Origin of the sequence: Ruegeria sp. HKCCD6428 (assembly GCF_013110595.1) — a bacterium.
Lineage (GTDB): Bacteria > Pseudomonadota > Alphaproteobacteria > Rhodobacterales > Rhodobacteraceae > Ruegeria.
Genome location: NZ_WVQX01000001.1, coordinates 111317 through 124789 on the forward strand (window position 1 = coordinate 111317; position 13473 = coordinate 124789).

General features: G+C 60.1%; 13 protein-coding genes. 11 read left to right on the forward strand and 2 right to left on the reverse strand.

Annotated elements, in window-relative coordinates; translation table 11 throughout:
- Positions 1 to 12: 12 nt before the first annotated feature.
- The 11 genes from GS620_RS00510 (at position 13) to GS620_RS00560 (ending at position 9792) form a co-directional block, all read left to right on the forward strand.
- Entirely contained in the window at positions 13 to 321 is a 309-nt protein-coding gene (locus GS620_RS00510) for a BMC domain-containing protein (RefSeq protein ID WP_117869464.1), read from the forward strand.
- Between the two features lie 22 nt (positions 322 to 343).
- Entirely contained in the window at positions 344 to 1528 is a 1185-nt protein-coding gene (locus GS620_RS00515) for a hypothetical protein (RefSeq protein ID WP_171613563.1), read from the forward strand.
- Positions 1528 to 2907: an aldehyde dehydrogenase family protein gene (locus tag GS620_RS00520; RefSeq protein WP_171613565.1), complete on the forward strand. Its 1380-nt coding sequence runs from the start codon at positions 1528 to 1530 to the stop codon at positions 2905 to 2907. Before GS620_RS00515 ends, GS620_RS00520 begins: the two co-directional genes overlap by 1 nt.
- Positions 2904 to 3527, forward strand: a complete 624-nt coding sequence (locus GS620_RS00525) for a BMC domain-containing protein (RefSeq protein WP_152457501.1) — start codon at positions 2904 to 2906, stop codon at positions 3525 to 3527. Before GS620_RS00520 ends, GS620_RS00525 begins: the two co-directional genes overlap by 4 nt.
- Positions 3527 to 4708 carry a malate dehydrogenase gene (locus tag GS620_RS00530; protein ID WP_171613567.1) on the forward strand — a complete coding sequence of 394 codons (1182 nt, stop codon included), beginning with the start codon at positions 3527 to 3529 and terminating at the stop codon, positions 4706 to 4708. The genes GS620_RS00525 and GS620_RS00530 overlap by 1 nt, the downstream gene beginning before the upstream one ends.
- Positions 4705 to 5115 carry a Rid family hydrolase gene (locus GS620_RS00535; protein WP_171119491.1) on the forward strand — a complete coding sequence of 137 codons (411 nt, stop codon included), beginning with the start codon at positions 4705 to 4707 and terminating at the stop codon, positions 5113 to 5115. The genes GS620_RS00530 and GS620_RS00535 overlap by 4 nt, the downstream gene beginning before the upstream one ends.
- 95 nt (positions 5116 to 5210) lie before the next feature.
- Positions 5211 to 6491 carry an ABC transporter substrate-binding protein gene (locus GS620_RS00540; protein WP_171231918.1) on the forward strand — a complete coding sequence of 427 codons (1281 nt, stop codon included), beginning with the start codon at positions 5211 to 5213 and terminating at the stop codon, positions 6489 to 6491.
- Positions 6492 to 6556: 65 nt separating this feature from the next.
- Entirely contained in the window at positions 6557 to 7408 is an 852-nt protein-coding gene (locus GS620_RS00545) for a branched-chain amino acid ABC transporter permease (RefSeq protein ID WP_171613569.1), read from the forward strand.
- A gap of 1 nt (position 7409) precedes the next feature.
- Complete coding sequence (locus GS620_RS00550) at positions 7410 to 8357, forward strand: branched-chain amino acid ABC transporter permease (protein WP_171613571.1); 948 nt, start codon at positions 7410 to 7412, stop codon at positions 8355 to 8357.
- Entirely contained in the window at positions 8354 to 9085 is a 732-nt protein-coding gene (locus GS620_RS00555; RefSeq protein WP_171119617.1) for an ABC transporter ATP-binding protein, read from the forward strand. The genes GS620_RS00550 and GS620_RS00555 overlap by 4 nt, the downstream gene beginning before the upstream one ends.
- Positions 9085 to 9792, forward strand: a complete 708-nt coding sequence (locus GS620_RS00560) for an ABC transporter ATP-binding protein (protein WP_171613573.1) — start codon at positions 9085 to 9087, stop codon at positions 9790 to 9792. Before GS620_RS00555 ends, GS620_RS00560 begins: the two co-directional genes overlap by 1 nt.
- A gap of 87 nt (positions 9793 to 9879) precedes the next feature.
- Here the strand turns inward: GS620_RS00560 and GS620_RS00565 are convergent, their stop codons facing one another.
- Positions 9880 to 10884 (reverse strand): Ldh family oxidoreductase, encoded by a 1005-nt coding sequence (locus GS620_RS00565; RefSeq protein WP_171613575.1) that lies wholly within the window; start codon positions 10882 to 10884, stop codon positions 9880 to 9882.
- 31 nt (positions 10885 to 10915) lie between these two features.
- The gene (locus GS620_RS00570) at positions 10916 to 13345 is read right to left on the reverse strand and encodes an FAD-dependent oxidoreductase (protein ID WP_171613577.1); all 2430 of its coding nucleotides are present in this window, start codon (positions 13343 to 13345) and stop codon (positions 10916 to 10918) included.
- Positions 13346 to 13473: the final 128 nt, after the last annotated feature.

Below are 13473 nucleotides of genomic sequence, written 5' to 3' on the forward strand. Positions count from 1 at the left end.
GAGGAACAGAAAATGGCGAAACCAGTGGCGGGGCAGATGGCCCTGGGCATGATCGAAACACGCGGCCTGGTCGGCGCGATTGAAGCCGCGGATGCGATGGTCAAGGCAGCCAGCGTTGCCATCGTGGGTCAGACCAAAGCTGGCGGCGGGCTGGTGACGACCCTTGTGCGCGGCGAGGTCGGCGCGGTCAAAGCCGCCACCGATGCAGGCGCGACAGCGGCCAACAAGGTGGGCGAGGTGGTCTCGGTTCACGTGATCGCACGGCCGCATGACGAGCTTGAGGCAATCATCGACGGGCTGGGTGCCGGGTCGTCGGCCTGATCAACCCCTTTGAGGAGGTACCATGTCAGCCGGATTCGAGGATTTCACGCGCGCGGTGACACGTGGCGCGACACGGGATGCACCCGTTGCCCAAAGGTTTGAGCGCATTGCTGTATTGGGTGGCGGCCCGGATGCCCGTCTTCTGGCAGCGCTGTGTCTGGCGGAAGGGGCTGAGGTTACGCTGTTTTCGGCCTATGGGGCGGAACTGTCACTGCTTGCGCAATCCTCGGGCATCGGTATTCGCGGCGAAGGGCCTGTGGGCACGTATCAGGTGGATCGCGACGGGCCTTCAATCCGCACCACGTCAGAGTTGGATGCAGCAGTGCGGGACGCACAGGCGATCTTTCTGACCGGGCCGATCCACAAACAGCGCACCTATGCGATGGTGCTGGCCGATCATCTGCACGATGGGCAGGTGCTAGTTCTGGCGCCCGGTCGCTCTTTGGGCGCGGTCGAAGCGGTGTGGATGCTGCGAATAGGCGGCTGCACTGCCGACGTTACTCTGGTCGAGGCGCAGGGCCTGCCATACTGGTATCAGGCCGAAGGTGCCGGCCTGACCCTGACGCAGGCGGCACCGATGGCTGCTGCGACATTGCCCCGAGGCCGCGCGGACGTTCTTGAAGCGCTGCAACCCTTTCTTTCGAACATCCAGCCGCTGGATTCGGTTCTGGCCTCAGGCTTTGCCGATCTTTCCGCAGCGGTCGAGATTCCGGCGTTGATCCTTGGTGGCGCGGGGCTGGGGGCCGGTGGACCGGATGTGCCGATGGGCGGGGTGCCGCTGGAAGGCAACCGGACATTCTCTGCGCTTATAGGGCCGGAACAGCATGAGGTGATCCATGGGTTGGCTGGCGAAAGGCGGCAGGTCGCAAAGGCCTTTGGCGTTCGAAACCTGCCCGAGACCGATGACTGGATCGCGACCTATGCCGGCGCCGAGCGGGGGGCGGGCGCGCGTCCGGTCCCGGATCGGCAGGCCGCGCGCCAATTGATGCGCGACGGCGTCTTGGGGTCATTGGTGCCCCTTGTTTCCGCCGCACAGCTTGCAGGTTTGACTGCGCCTCTGACGGAAAGCCTGATCTGCATGACAGATCGCATCCTGGGTGCTGACGTGGCCGCATCCGGGCGCAGGCTGGAAACCATCGGCATTTCCGCAGGCGATGTCGATCAGGCCCGCCGTATCTTTGACACCATTGCCACCGGAGCCTCGTGATGGACGCTGATCTGAAATCCATCGCCGCCGCACGGCGCGCTGCTGAAACGGCTTTCGAAGCCTATCGCGCCTTTCTCGGAACCGACCCGGCACAGGTGGATGCCATCGTCGATGCCATGGCTCGGGCGATCGAACCTGAAGCCGAACGGTTGGGGCAATTGGCGGTCGAGGAAACCGGGTACGGCAACGTAGCAGACAAGCGGGTCAAGAATCTGTTCAACGCCTTGTCGGTCGCCGATTACCTGCGGGATGTCACGACGCTGGGTCTGTTGTGGCGGGACGATGCGACAAAGATCGCGGCCTTCGGAGAGCCGATGGGTGTGGTCGCGGCGCTTATCCCGGTGACAAATCCGACCTCCACGATCATCTACAAGGTTCTGTCTGCGGTGAAGGCGGGAAATGCCGTTGTCTGTGCCCCGCATCCGCGCGGCGTGGAATGCGGGAAGGAAACCGTCCGCATCATGGCGCGCGTTGCCGAACAGATGGGCGCACCCAAAGGGTTGATACAATGCCTGGACGCCGTGACCATTCAGGGCACCGCCGAGTTGATGAAGCATCGCCGCACGTCGGTTGTCATGGCGACAGGTGGCCCTGCCATGGTCAAGGCCGCCTATTCCAGTGGCAAACCGACGCTTGCAGTCGGGGCGGGGAACGTGCCGTGTTACGTGCACAAGTCCAAGGCGCGCGATCTGTCCGAAGTTGCCGAGATGATCGTGACGTCAAAAAGCTTCGACTATGGCACGGCCTGTGTCAGTGAGCAGGCCGTGGTCGCCGATCCTGAAATTGCACGCGATCTGCGCCATGAACTGAAACTCAAAGGCGCCTATTTCTGCACCCCGGCCGAGGCCGATCGGCTGGCTCGGGTCATCTTCAAGGGTGTTCGGGCAATGGATCCCGAACGCGTCGGCCAAAGCCCTCAGGCTCTGGCCGATGCTGCGGGGTTCTCGATTCCGCCGCGCACGCGCTGCCTGGTGTCGGAAGAGACCGAAGTGGGGTGGCAGCGCCCGCTTTCGGCCGAAAAGCTGAACCCGGTGCTGGCCTTTTACGAGGCGAAGTCCACCGATCACGGCATCGAACTGGCGCAATCCATTGCCAAATTCGAAGGTTGGGGACATTCCTCGGTCATCCATTCCGATGATCCCGAGGTGGTCGCTCGGTTTTCCACCGTGCCCACGGGGCGGGTCCTGGTGAATACGCCGGGGATCATGGGCGGCATGGGGTATTCCACCGACCTTGAACCATCCTTCATGCTGGGTACCGGTACGTGGTCGGGGTCGATCACCTCGGACAACGTCACCGCCCTGCATCTCATCAACATCAAGCGGGTCGCGTATGAAAGCAGACCCTGGCGCGACATTTACGAGGAGTATGGCGCATGAGCGAGATCACGATCCGGGCGCTGATGCAGATCGACAACCTGCAACCGAAATTCGCCGCCTACAACGGCGCGACGGTGCAAGGGTCAGTGCCTTTGTCCGGTGACACCGTGCTGATCGGAGAGTTCGCGCCGGGCAATGGCGTGTTCTCGCTGATCGACCGGGCGCTCAAGGCGTCTTCGGTCGAAGCGACGACGCAGATGGTCGAGCGCGAATTCGGCTTCTTCATCCTCCGCTCACCTTCAAACGCCGAAGTATCCGCTGCACGGGACGCGATGCTGGCCGAACTTGGGGCTTCCATGACAGACCGGTTGAAGCCTGCCATCAGTTCCACGCAAATCATCACAAGTGTCGAACCCTATCAGGCGCAGCTTTTGAACAAATGGCGCAAGGGCGCGTTGATCGTGCCGGGGCAGACGTTGGGGATCGTGGAATGCGCGCCGGCCGCATATATCTCGATTGCCGCGAATGAGGCCGAAAAGGCCGCCGAGATTGACATCGTCGAAGTGCGCGCGGTGGGGCGGTTTGGCCGCTTGTTCATCTCGGGGTCTGAAAATTCGGTCAAAACCGCCGTCGAGGCCGCGACGCGTGCAATCGAGGCGGTGGACGGACAGGACGGCTGATGGCAACCCCTCGCGTCATAGGCTCGGATGCGGTCGAGGATGCGCGCCGCCGGGGCAGGATCGTGTTCGAGGTTTTGCCGGGTGACATCGTGACGGCCCTTGCGCGTGAAACCGCAGAGCGTGTTGGTATCGCCTTGGTGGATGGCCCGCTGGAGAGACCGAAACCGCCGCGTACGGATGGTGCTGTTTCCATGCGCCGGGTGCTGTACCGCCGTTCACCCAAATGGGTTGCCCCTTCGCGTGTGCCGCGCAAAGCCCGCAGGCTGGGCAAACTTGCCTTGATCGGGGCAGGGGGTGTTGGCGGCAATGTCGCGCATCTGGCGGCGATGGCGGACATGGCGGATGAAATCGCGCTGATCGACATCACTCCGGGATTGGCGGCTTCGACTGCGCTGGATCTCAATCATACGTCCGGGATCACCGGTGCGCGGGCCCGATGTGTCGGTGGCGAAGCGATGGATCTGGTGGCCGGGGCGGATGTGGTCGTCGTCACGGCCGGACGAGCCCGCCGTCCGGGCATGACACGTGCCGATCTGATCGATGTGAATGCCCGCGTGATCCGAAAGTCGGCCGAAGCGATCCGGTCGGCCGCGCCAAATGCCATCGTGATCGTGGTGACCAACCCGCTGGACGAAATGACGGTCGAGATGCTGCGTGCAACAGGTTTCCCCCGCGAACAGGTTTTGGGTATGGCAGGAACTTTGGACAGCAGCCGGTTTCGCAACGCGCTGGCGATGGCCGCGGGTGTCACGCCTGCGGACGTCGAAGCCTTCACGCTTGGCAGCCATGGGGACGAAATGGCCCCGATCCCCAGCCGTGCCAGGATCAAAGGCCGTCCGCTGGATGTATTTCTGTCCCGCGAACAGATCGAAGCCTGTGTTCAGGATGCGATCACCGGGGGCGGTCAGGTGGTTGCGCTTCGGAAGTCAGGCTCTGCAACGATAGCTCCGGCTCATGCCTCGATCGAATTGATTGATCACATTCGGGGCGCGCGCACGGGCCCGGTTCCGGTTTCGGTCATGCTGCACGGGGAATACGGCATCGACGGTGTCGTGCTGGGCGTGCCAGCCCATCTTGGTGCAGGCGGATTGGTTGAGGTCGAGGAGTTGCGGTTAACCGCCGAAGAAAATGCGGCATTGCAAAACGCGGCTGAAGCGATCCGGGTGAGGCTGGGCCTGTGACCCTGCGGTTTTGGAAATCCGGCGGACGGTTTGAAGAGGTGGCCTCGTACTCTCGGGCCAAGCGCATCGGCGCCTTTGTCTGGGTTGCCGGGACAACGGCCATCGAGCCGACGGGCCGCATCCACGCGCCCGGGGACGTTGGTGCGCAGACCTTTTACATCCTGTCACGCATCGAGGACGCACTGAAAGAGGTTGGCGCCGAACTGCGACATGTGGGGCGGGTGCGCGCCTACCTGACCGATCTGTCCCAAGCAGGCGCGTTTGCGCAGGCGCATGGCGAAGTTTTCAAGGGGATCGATCCGGTTCTGACCGCCGTTCAGGCTGGGCTGACGCAGCCGGGGCTGATGGTGGAAATCGACGTGGATGCCGTGATCCACGATGAAAACGGCGAAATCAGCGGATTCTGAACATGAGTCTTCAAGAAAGGAATTGATCGAACCATCTTCTTGTGTACTGTATACAGAATACAAGAAGGCATAATGAGACACAGGGAGCTAATGTGATGATCAAGACAGCGCTGCTCAGCGGAACATGCATCGCGCTCATGGCCTCGGCGGCCGGAGCGGAAATCAAGGTAGGATTCATTGGGTCGCTTTCCTCGGACACCGGATTGTCGACGCTGCGCGGGGCCGAGATTGCGATTGAAGAGCTCAACGCAAATGGCGGCGTGATGGGCGAACAGATCACCCTGGTCTCGGCGGATACCGGACAGGACCCGACCGAGGGCATCCGGGCCTATGAATATCTTGCGGAAACGGAAGAGGTTGATTTCATCATCTCGGGCTCGATTGACGATGTGTCGCTGGGATGGCTGCCCCGCATGCAGGAGTACCGGATTCCGACGCTTGACACCTGGACATCCTACATCGGCATCATCGACATGGTGGTCGAAGACCCTGAAAGCATGGCGCCCTATTTCATGAACATCGCCTCGGATGAGGCTCTGGCCACGTTGTACATCAACTTTGGCGCGGATGTTCTGAAGGAAAAGATGGGGTGGGATTCCGTTGTCATTCTGGCGGAAGATACGGCCTTTGGCGAGGCGATCACCGGCCTTGTCACCGAAGCGCTTGCACCGGTTGCGGGTATCGAGGTCAAGGACATCATCACTTATGACGTCGCCACCGTCGATTTCGCTCCGATCTTCAGCCGCGCGCAGGATACCGGGGCGGACTTCATCTATCAGGTCTCGTCGGTCAATTCGCAGGTTGTGTCATCGCAATACGTGAAACTCCAGGTGCCGATGGCGATGACGGGCGTGAACGTCGCTGCGCTGGGTATGGAGTATTGGGAAGATACGGGCGGTGCCGGTGGCGGTATCTCGACCCTGTCTCCGATCCCTTCGGTCGGGTTTCGGCTCGATCCGGCCAGCCAGGAGTTTGTCGATACCTATCAGGCGAAGTATGACAGCCGCCCGCTGCTGCCGCATTTCAACGGGTTCAATGCCTATCATGGGCTGAAACAGGCGATGGCCGCAGCCGAAGAGGCCGGCGGTTTCGAAAATGTCGAAGGCTGGGCCGATGCGATGAAGAAACAGGATCTGGTTCTGGAACTGGATGGCCAGTTGTGGCTGCGTTACGCCTTCTGGGGCGATGACGAGGTAGAGCCCGTGACTGGCCGGACTTACCCGCACAATATCCGTTTTGATCTGTCCGAGCCGTTCGACGATGCCGCGCCGTCAATGGTCGTGGTCCAATGGTACGAGGACGGCACCGCCGCCGTTGTCTATCCCGAGAAATACGCGACGGGTGAATTCACCTTGCCAAGCTGGGTCAAACAGTAACCTGTCCGTTCGCTTAGCTTGAAATGGGTGCGCGGGTGCGCGCACCCGCAGCCAGGGATCCTTACATGTTGCAAATACTGATCCAGGGGCTTTTGCTCAGCGGTCTCTATGCGCTTATCGCAATGGGTTTCACGCTGATCTTCAGCATCGGTCGGGTCCTGAACCTGGCCTACGGTGCCTATCTGATGGTCGGCGGGTACATGTATTTCTGGGTGTCCCAGACGCTGGGAATGCCAAAGCTGATGGGCGTTGCGGTGGCCGTGGTTCTGGGCGTTCTTATGGGGGTTCTGAAATACCGCCTGATCGTCAAGACCCTGAAAGGGGATCACGTAGCCGTCGAGATATCGACTCTGATCCTGGCGGTCGTGATTCAGGCCGGGATCGTTCTTGTCTTTGGCGACAGCAGCAAGATCCTGCTGCCGATCGTGCCGGGCGTGATCAACGTCGCCGGAGCGTCCGTTACTTATAATATCCTGATTGCAACGCTGATCAGTTGGGCTGTTTTGCTGGGCCTGTATGCCTTTGTCCGCCTGACACATACAGGGCGGGCGATGCAGGCGGTGTCGATGGACGCCAAGGGGGCCGCGATTTCAGGGATCGACCCGGATCGGATCAACCTGATCACATGGGGTATCTCAGGGGCACTGGGTGCGCTGGGCGGCGTGTTTTTCGCCAGCTATACACAGCTTTCGCCGTCAATGTGGGTTGCGCCTTTGATCATCTCGGTGGCCGTCGTCATTGTGGGCGGCATCGGGTCGATCATCGGCACGCTGGTCGTTGCTCATATCGTCGGCTTTCTCGAAGTCATCGTTGTCGCCACCCTGGCGCCGGAACTGCGCGGTGTCTTCACCATGCTGCTGATCATCGGCGTGCTGGTGACGCGACCGCAGGGCCTGTTCGGTCGCGAGGAGTTGTAACATGGGTCTGCGCTGGTTTCACTTTGTCCTTTGGGGCGGCCTGATTGCGGGGATGCTGCTGTTGCCCCAGGTCGTCTCGAACGGGACGCTGCGCACGATGATCTTTGCCAACTATCTGGCCATCTTCGCCATCAGCTGGGATGTGCTGTCGGGCAGGACCGGGTATGTGAGTTTCGGGCATCCCTTCCTGATCGGTATCGGGGCTTATACGACTGCCATCCTGACCAAACGGTTTGACATGCCGGTCGAAATCTCTATCCCTGTGGCCGTGTTGGTCACGATGATCGCGGGCCTGATTGTATTGTTGCCCGCTCTGCGCATTCGCGGCAGCTACTTCGCGCTGGTCACACTGGCTTTCATGGAGCTGCTCTATCAGCTGGTTCAGGTGATCCGTCCGGATCTGACCGGCGGCACACGCGGGATGTCGGGAATTCAAACTCTGACACGCGGCGCGGCAAACGGGTACTACCTGTCCACGGCCCTGATGCTCAGCGTGGCGGTCAGCATGTGGCTGCTGATGAAAACCCGGCTGGGCACTGCACTGGCCGCCATCGGAATGAATGAAGAAAGCGTGCGCGGTTCGGGGCTCAGCACCACGCGGTTGAAGGCCTTTGCGTTTCTGACCAGCGCGTTCATCGCCGGTCTTGGCGGGGCGTTCTATGTCCATTACCTGGGCTCACTCGCGCCCCGCGCGCTGTTTGACATCAACTTTCTTTTCACCATCATCGTAGCGGCATTGCTGGGCGGAACATCGACCATCATCGGCCCCATGATCGGTGCGTTCTTCATGACGTTCCTTCTGGAATACCTGCGCCCCGTGCTTCCCGGGGCTGAACGGTATTTCGTCTACGGTGCCATCGCACTGCTTCTCTACATGTATCAGCCAAAGGGATTGGTTGAACTTGTGCAACGCGGCTTTCAAAGACTGCGGAAAGGGGGGCTGGCATGACCGTTGCGCTGAAAGTTTCCGGTCTCGTCAAACGGTTCGGCGGGCTGGTGGCCACGAATGATCTGTCCTTTTCCCTGCAAGAAGGAGAGTCGCTGGGCCTGATCGGTCCGAATGGCGCGGGAAAGACGACGGTATTCAGCCAGATCATGGGCGAATTGCGGCAGAACAGCGGTACGATCGAGCTGTTCGGCAATGAGATTTCGGCACTGTCGACGCCTCAGCGTATCCGGGCCGGGGTCAGTAGAACCTATCAGATACCTCGGCCGTTCGGCGACATGAGTGTTGCAGAAAACATCAGGGTGGGCCTGATGCCGGACGACATCTGGCGCATGATCGTTTCGCCGCCGGATACGGACAGGGAAAAAGAGCTCGCGCTGAGTGTCGGGTTCACGGAAACGGATCTGAGCCGCTCACCCGCCGAACTGGCAATGGGTGATCTGCGCAAGCTCGAAATGGCCCGAACCATGGCCACGGCACCGCGAGTCATGTTGCTGGACGAGGTGTTTGCAGGTTTGACAGTCGGTGAAATCGCGCAGATTTCCGATCTCATTCAATCCATGCGCAAGGACGGGATGACCTTTTTGATCGTCAGCCATGATTTGCCAGCGCTGGAACCGCTGATCGACCGCGCCATCGCCATCGAGCGGGGCACCATGATTGCCGAAGGCGCGTTCAGCGACGTGATGAACGACACGGCCGTTCAGGCCTCGTATCTGGGGAGCGTTTGATGTCCTATCTGGAAATCGAGAAGCTGTCCGCGTTTTACGGCAAGGCCCAGGCGTTGACCGATATTTCGATCACGGTGCAGCCCGGTGAGATTGTCGCCGTGGTCGGCCCGAACGGTGCAGGTAAATCCACCTTGTTGGACAGCATCATGGGCCTTGTGAAAATCGAAGGCGACATCCGCTTGCGCGGGCACAGCCTTGCCGGTCGAAGCCCTTCGGAAATCGTGCGTCACGGGGTGGGCTATGCGCCCGAGCGGTTCAACCTGTTTCCCTATATGTCGGTGCGCGACAACCTGATGGTGGGGGCCTTCACCGCACGAGACGACATCGAAAACAACCTTGAGATGGTGCACAGTCTTTTCCCGCGTCTGCAAGAACGGGAAGGGCAGGAGACGTCGACCCAATCCGGCGGGGAAAGGCAGATGGTGTCCTTTGGCAGGGCCTTGATGACCAGCCCGGAACTGCTGCTTGTCGATGAGCCGACGATCGGTCTTGCCCCGAAGATCTGTCACGAGATTGCCGAAGTCGTCCGTCAGCTGAACAAGGAATACGGGCTGACCGTCGTCATCACGGAACAGAATGCCAATTTTGCCCTGTCGCTTGCCAGCCGCATTTATGTGCTGGAGTCCGGGCGGATGCAGACGTCGGGTACAGCTGACGAATTGAGAAATGACAAACGCTTGCTCGAGGCCTATTTCGGCGGCCATTGAGTGGCTTGGTTGGCAAGCCGGGCAGGTGCTGTCCGGCCATTCGATGGCAGGTGCTGTCCGGCCATTCGATGGCGGGTGATTTCAGTTTCAGCCAAGTGCGGCCAGAACCTCGGTGCTCACGTCGATGCCATGGGCTTCGGCGGCTGCCCGTTTTGCAAGGCGACCGTCCCCCGGAACCCGGGCGGATCCGTTGCCGGAAATCTCGGCGCAGATGCGGGCGACATATTCGTTGAAGGCCGCGTTGCCGAACCGGGTGGGATCGATGGCAATCAGGGTCGCACCACCTTTGATGTTCAGGGCGCCGAAGGACTCGCGTTCTTCGTTGTCCACGGACAGGGTCCCACCGGCCAGCGCGGCGCCCACCACCTCAACCATGAAGGCGATCGCGGCTCCCTTATGCTCTCCGAACGGCAATAGGCTGCGGGTTTCAAGGATGGCATTCGGGTCTGTTGAGGGCTCGCCTTGGGGATCAAGACCGGCAGGGCGGGGCAGGTCGTGCCCCTCGGCAGCGGCCATGCGGATATCCATGAGGGCCACCATGGACGAGGCCTGATCCCAGACCACGGGCGCGTCGCCGTCACGCGGGCAGGCAAAAGACATGGGGTTGGTGCCAAAAACCGGGCGAACCCCACCTTGCGGAACCACCATGGACAACGAGTTGATCACGGCAAAGGCCACCAATCCGGCTTCGGCCAAAGGTTCGGTGTCAAACCGTAACGCACCCAGATGGTGGCAGTTCGCACAGGTGAACGCGGCAATCCCGTTTTCCCGGGCCATCGCGATCAGGTCCTCGCGGGCCGCTGCCGCTGCAACCTGATAATACCCGTTGTCGGCATCACAGCGCAAAACGCCCGGGGCAACCTTTTCGGTTTTGGGCTTCGCGTGCCCGTTGGCGTAGCCGGACGTGAAGCTTTGGACATAGACCGGCAACATGCGCAACCCGTGACTGCGCGGGCCGTCCCGTTCAGACCGGGTGACGATATCGGCAAGTACATCACTGCTGCGCGAGTCCGCCCCGGCAGAAACAAGAACCGATTTGGCCAAGTCCCGAACTTCGGCAAGTGAAAGCGTTTTTGTCAGTTGTTCGGTCATCGGTTCGAGTCCAGTCTTTCTGTTTTCGCACTCAAGCGCGCGGGCGTGTGTTTGCGGGATCAACAGCACATGTGTCGATGACCACGGCGTCGCGCATCTCATTGTGGACCAGCACCTGCATTTTCGTTCCGGGCGCCGTCATGTTCTGTGGCACTAGTGCCATCGCAATGTCGTGGTTGCAATAATAAGAGAACCCGCCCGAGGTGACACGGCCGATCAGCTTGCCCTGAGCATAGACACCCTCGTCAAACATCACCGATGTTTCGCCAAAGGGCAGTTTCAGCGTGACCAACCGCCGGTACGTCCCTTCCTTTTTCTGTTTCAAAAGAGCGGCCTTGCCTATGAAGTCGCGACCATCAGTTACCACGAACCGATCAAGGCCGGCCTCGTATGGCGTCATGTCCTTGCAAATTTCGCGATTGATGGCGCGATAGGATTTTTCAAGACGCATGGATTCCAGTGCCTCAAGCCCGAAAGGTTTCACACCGGCCTTCAGCAGCAGGTCGACAAGATGGCGGTTGTAACCGACCGGGTGATGCAGTTCCCACCCCAGCTCGCCGGTATAGGACACGCGAAGCAGATGAACGCCCTTGGCGTACCCCACTTCACCCATTTGCGCAGAAAGCCACGGGAAGGTTTCGTTCGACAGATCATTGTCGGTCAATGGTTGCAGGATCTCTCGTGCCTTGGGGCCAGCCAGAGCAATCACGCCCAATTGTTCTGAAACATCTTCAAGAAGGACAGAGCTGTCATTGGGCAGCAAACGTCGCAGTTGATCCCAGTTGCAGGCGCGCCAGTTCGGGGTGGAGACCAGGTAAAAATCATTCTCGGCATAGCGGACGACCGTATATTCCGCATCCATGCCGCCCTTTGGGTTCAACAAAAGCGACAGGGTCATTCGCCCGACTTTGGGCAGCCTGTTCGCCATGAGGCCATCCAGCCATTCGGCGGCCCCGGGTCCGCGCACGGTGAACTTGGTCATCGGTGACATCTCGATGAATCCGGCCACGTCACGGGTGGTACGCACCTCTTCCTGAACGCGTTCCATGTGGTTGGTGCGTCGGAAGGAATGTTCCGGAACAGCGTCCTCGCGCGATTTGGCGAACCAGCGCGGAAACTCATAACCGTTGAAGCTGGTCCAGACGGCACCATGCGCGCTCAGCAGATCGTAGGACCCCATCGTTTTCATCGGGCGCGCGCCGGGAAAATCTTCTCCGGGGATGTGCGCGTTCATGTGGGTTCCCCACGTTTCGCGCACCTTGTCCATGGTCCACCGCTTGGACGCGTAATCCGAAAAACGGCGGGGGTCGAGTTCGGACATGTCCATGCCCGGATCCCCATCGACAATCCAGCGGGCCAGGCGTTCGCCAACAGTGCCACCCCACAATATGCCGCCGGGCATGCCTTCGGCCAGCCACAGGTTTTCCTGGCCCGGTGCAGGCCCCGCAAGCGGTAACTCGTCCGGCGTCATCTGGAACGGACCTCGGGTGTTGGCCTTAATACCCACCTCTGCAAGTGTTGGAACCCGCTCGATGGCGCGTTCCCACTGCGTTTGGACCGCGTCGAAATCTTCGGGCAAGAGGTCGGCACCAAAGTCAGGCGGCACGCGGTCTTCGGCAAATAGCTTGAGGTCTTTGGTGAACTCATAAGGACCGAACTGAATGCCGCCCACATCTTCGCGCAGATAGGCACCGTAATCTTCATCCCGCAGGATCGGGAACTCGGGCAACCCTTGCGCGCGGCGTTCTTTCAGCAGCGGAACGGTTTCGGTTGTCCAATATTGGTGAACGATTGGAATGCAAGGCAGATCCAGACCAACACGACGCGCGTTTTCGCGGGCATAGTTTCCGGTCGCGAAGACAAGATGTTCGCAAGTGATCTCACCCTGATTGGTTGTCACCTTCCAAAGACCGTTTTCCAGTTTTTCATAAGCCTGCGCTTCGGTGTTCTGAAACACTTTGGCGCCTTTCTCGCGCGCCAGCCTGGCCATTGCCATGGTGATGTCGGCCGGGTTCACATAGCCGTCCTCGGTATGCAGGATGCCGCCGCGAATATGTTCCGATTGGTTGAGCAGAGGGTGCAGTTCGGCGATTTCCTCTGGCGTCAGCAGCTTGCAGGGCACACCGGCAGCTTCGGCAATCGAGACATAGGACAGGAACTCGTCCCAGCGTTCCAGCGTATTGGCAACGCGCAACTGGCCCACCTGGCGCAGCCCGACCGAAGCGCCGACCTTCTTTTCGACTTCGGAATAGATGCGGATGGTCTCCATCGTCATCTTCGAAACATTGTGGGATCGCACGAAGGTAACCAGCAGACCCGCCGCATGCCAGGTAGAGCCGGAGGTCAGCGTCGTTCTCTCCAGCATGACTGCATCTGTGCATCCATGCTGCGTCAGACCATAAAGAACCGAAGCCCCAACGCATCCGCCTCCTACGACAACAACCTTGGCATGTGACTGCATTCGACGCATTCCTTCCTAAGGCTGTTTTCGTTTCCAGAGGGTCAGTCAAAACGAAATCAGCGGGCTGAGAACTGATTGAACTGTTTACGTGAAATCCGCGTCAGGCAATTCGAAAAATTTTCCGGTCC

What these genes read in the sequence shown, in the direction of transcription:
- GS620_RS00510 (WP_117869464.1), top strand. Translation starts at nt 13, where the DNA reads ATGGCGAAACCAGTGGCGGGGCAGATGGCCCTGGGCATGATCGAAACA.
- GS620_RS00515 (WP_171613563.1), top strand. Translation starts at nt 344, where the DNA reads ATGTCAGCCGGATTCGAGGATTTCACGCGCGCGGTGACACGTGGCGCG.
- GS620_RS00520 (WP_171613565.1), top strand. Translation starts at nt 1,528, where the DNA reads ATGGACGCTGATCTGAAATCCATCGCCGCCGCACGGCGCGCTGCTGAA.
- GS620_RS00525 (WP_152457501.1), top strand. Translation starts at nt 2,904, where the DNA reads ATGAGCGAGATCACGATCCGGGCGCTGATGCAGATCGACAACCTGCAA.
- GS620_RS00530 (WP_171613567.1), top strand. Translation starts at nt 3,527, where the DNA reads ATGGCAACCCCTCGCGTCATAGGCTCGGATGCGGTCGAGGATGCGCGC.
- GS620_RS00540 (WP_171231918.1), top strand. Translation starts at nt 5,211, where the DNA reads ATGATCAAGACAGCGCTGCTCAGCGGAACATGCATCGCGCTCATGGCC.
- GS620_RS00545 (WP_171613569.1), top strand. Translation starts at nt 6,557, where the DNA reads ATGTTGCAAATACTGATCCAGGGGCTTTTGCTCAGCGGTCTCTATGCG.
- GS620_RS00550 (WP_171613571.1), top strand. Translation starts at nt 7,410, where the DNA reads ATGGGTCTGCGCTGGTTTCACTTTGTCCTTTGGGGCGGCCTGATTGCG.
- GS620_RS00555 (WP_171119617.1), top strand. Translation starts at nt 8,354, where the DNA reads ATGACCGTTGCGCTGAAAGTTTCCGGTCTCGTCAAACGGTTCGGCGGG.
- GS620_RS00560 (WP_171613573.1), top strand. Translation starts at nt 9,085, where the DNA reads ATGTCCTATCTGGAAATCGAGAAGCTGTCCGCGTTTTACGGCAAGGCC.
- GS620_RS00565 (WP_171613575.1), bottom strand. Translation starts at nt 10,884, where the DNA reads ATGACCGAACAACTGACAAAAACGCTTTCACTTGCCGAAGTTCGGGAC.
- GS620_RS00570 (WP_171613577.1), bottom strand. Translation starts at nt 13,345, where the DNA reads ATGCAGTCACATGCCAAGGTTGTTGTCGTAGGAGGCGGATGCGTTGGG.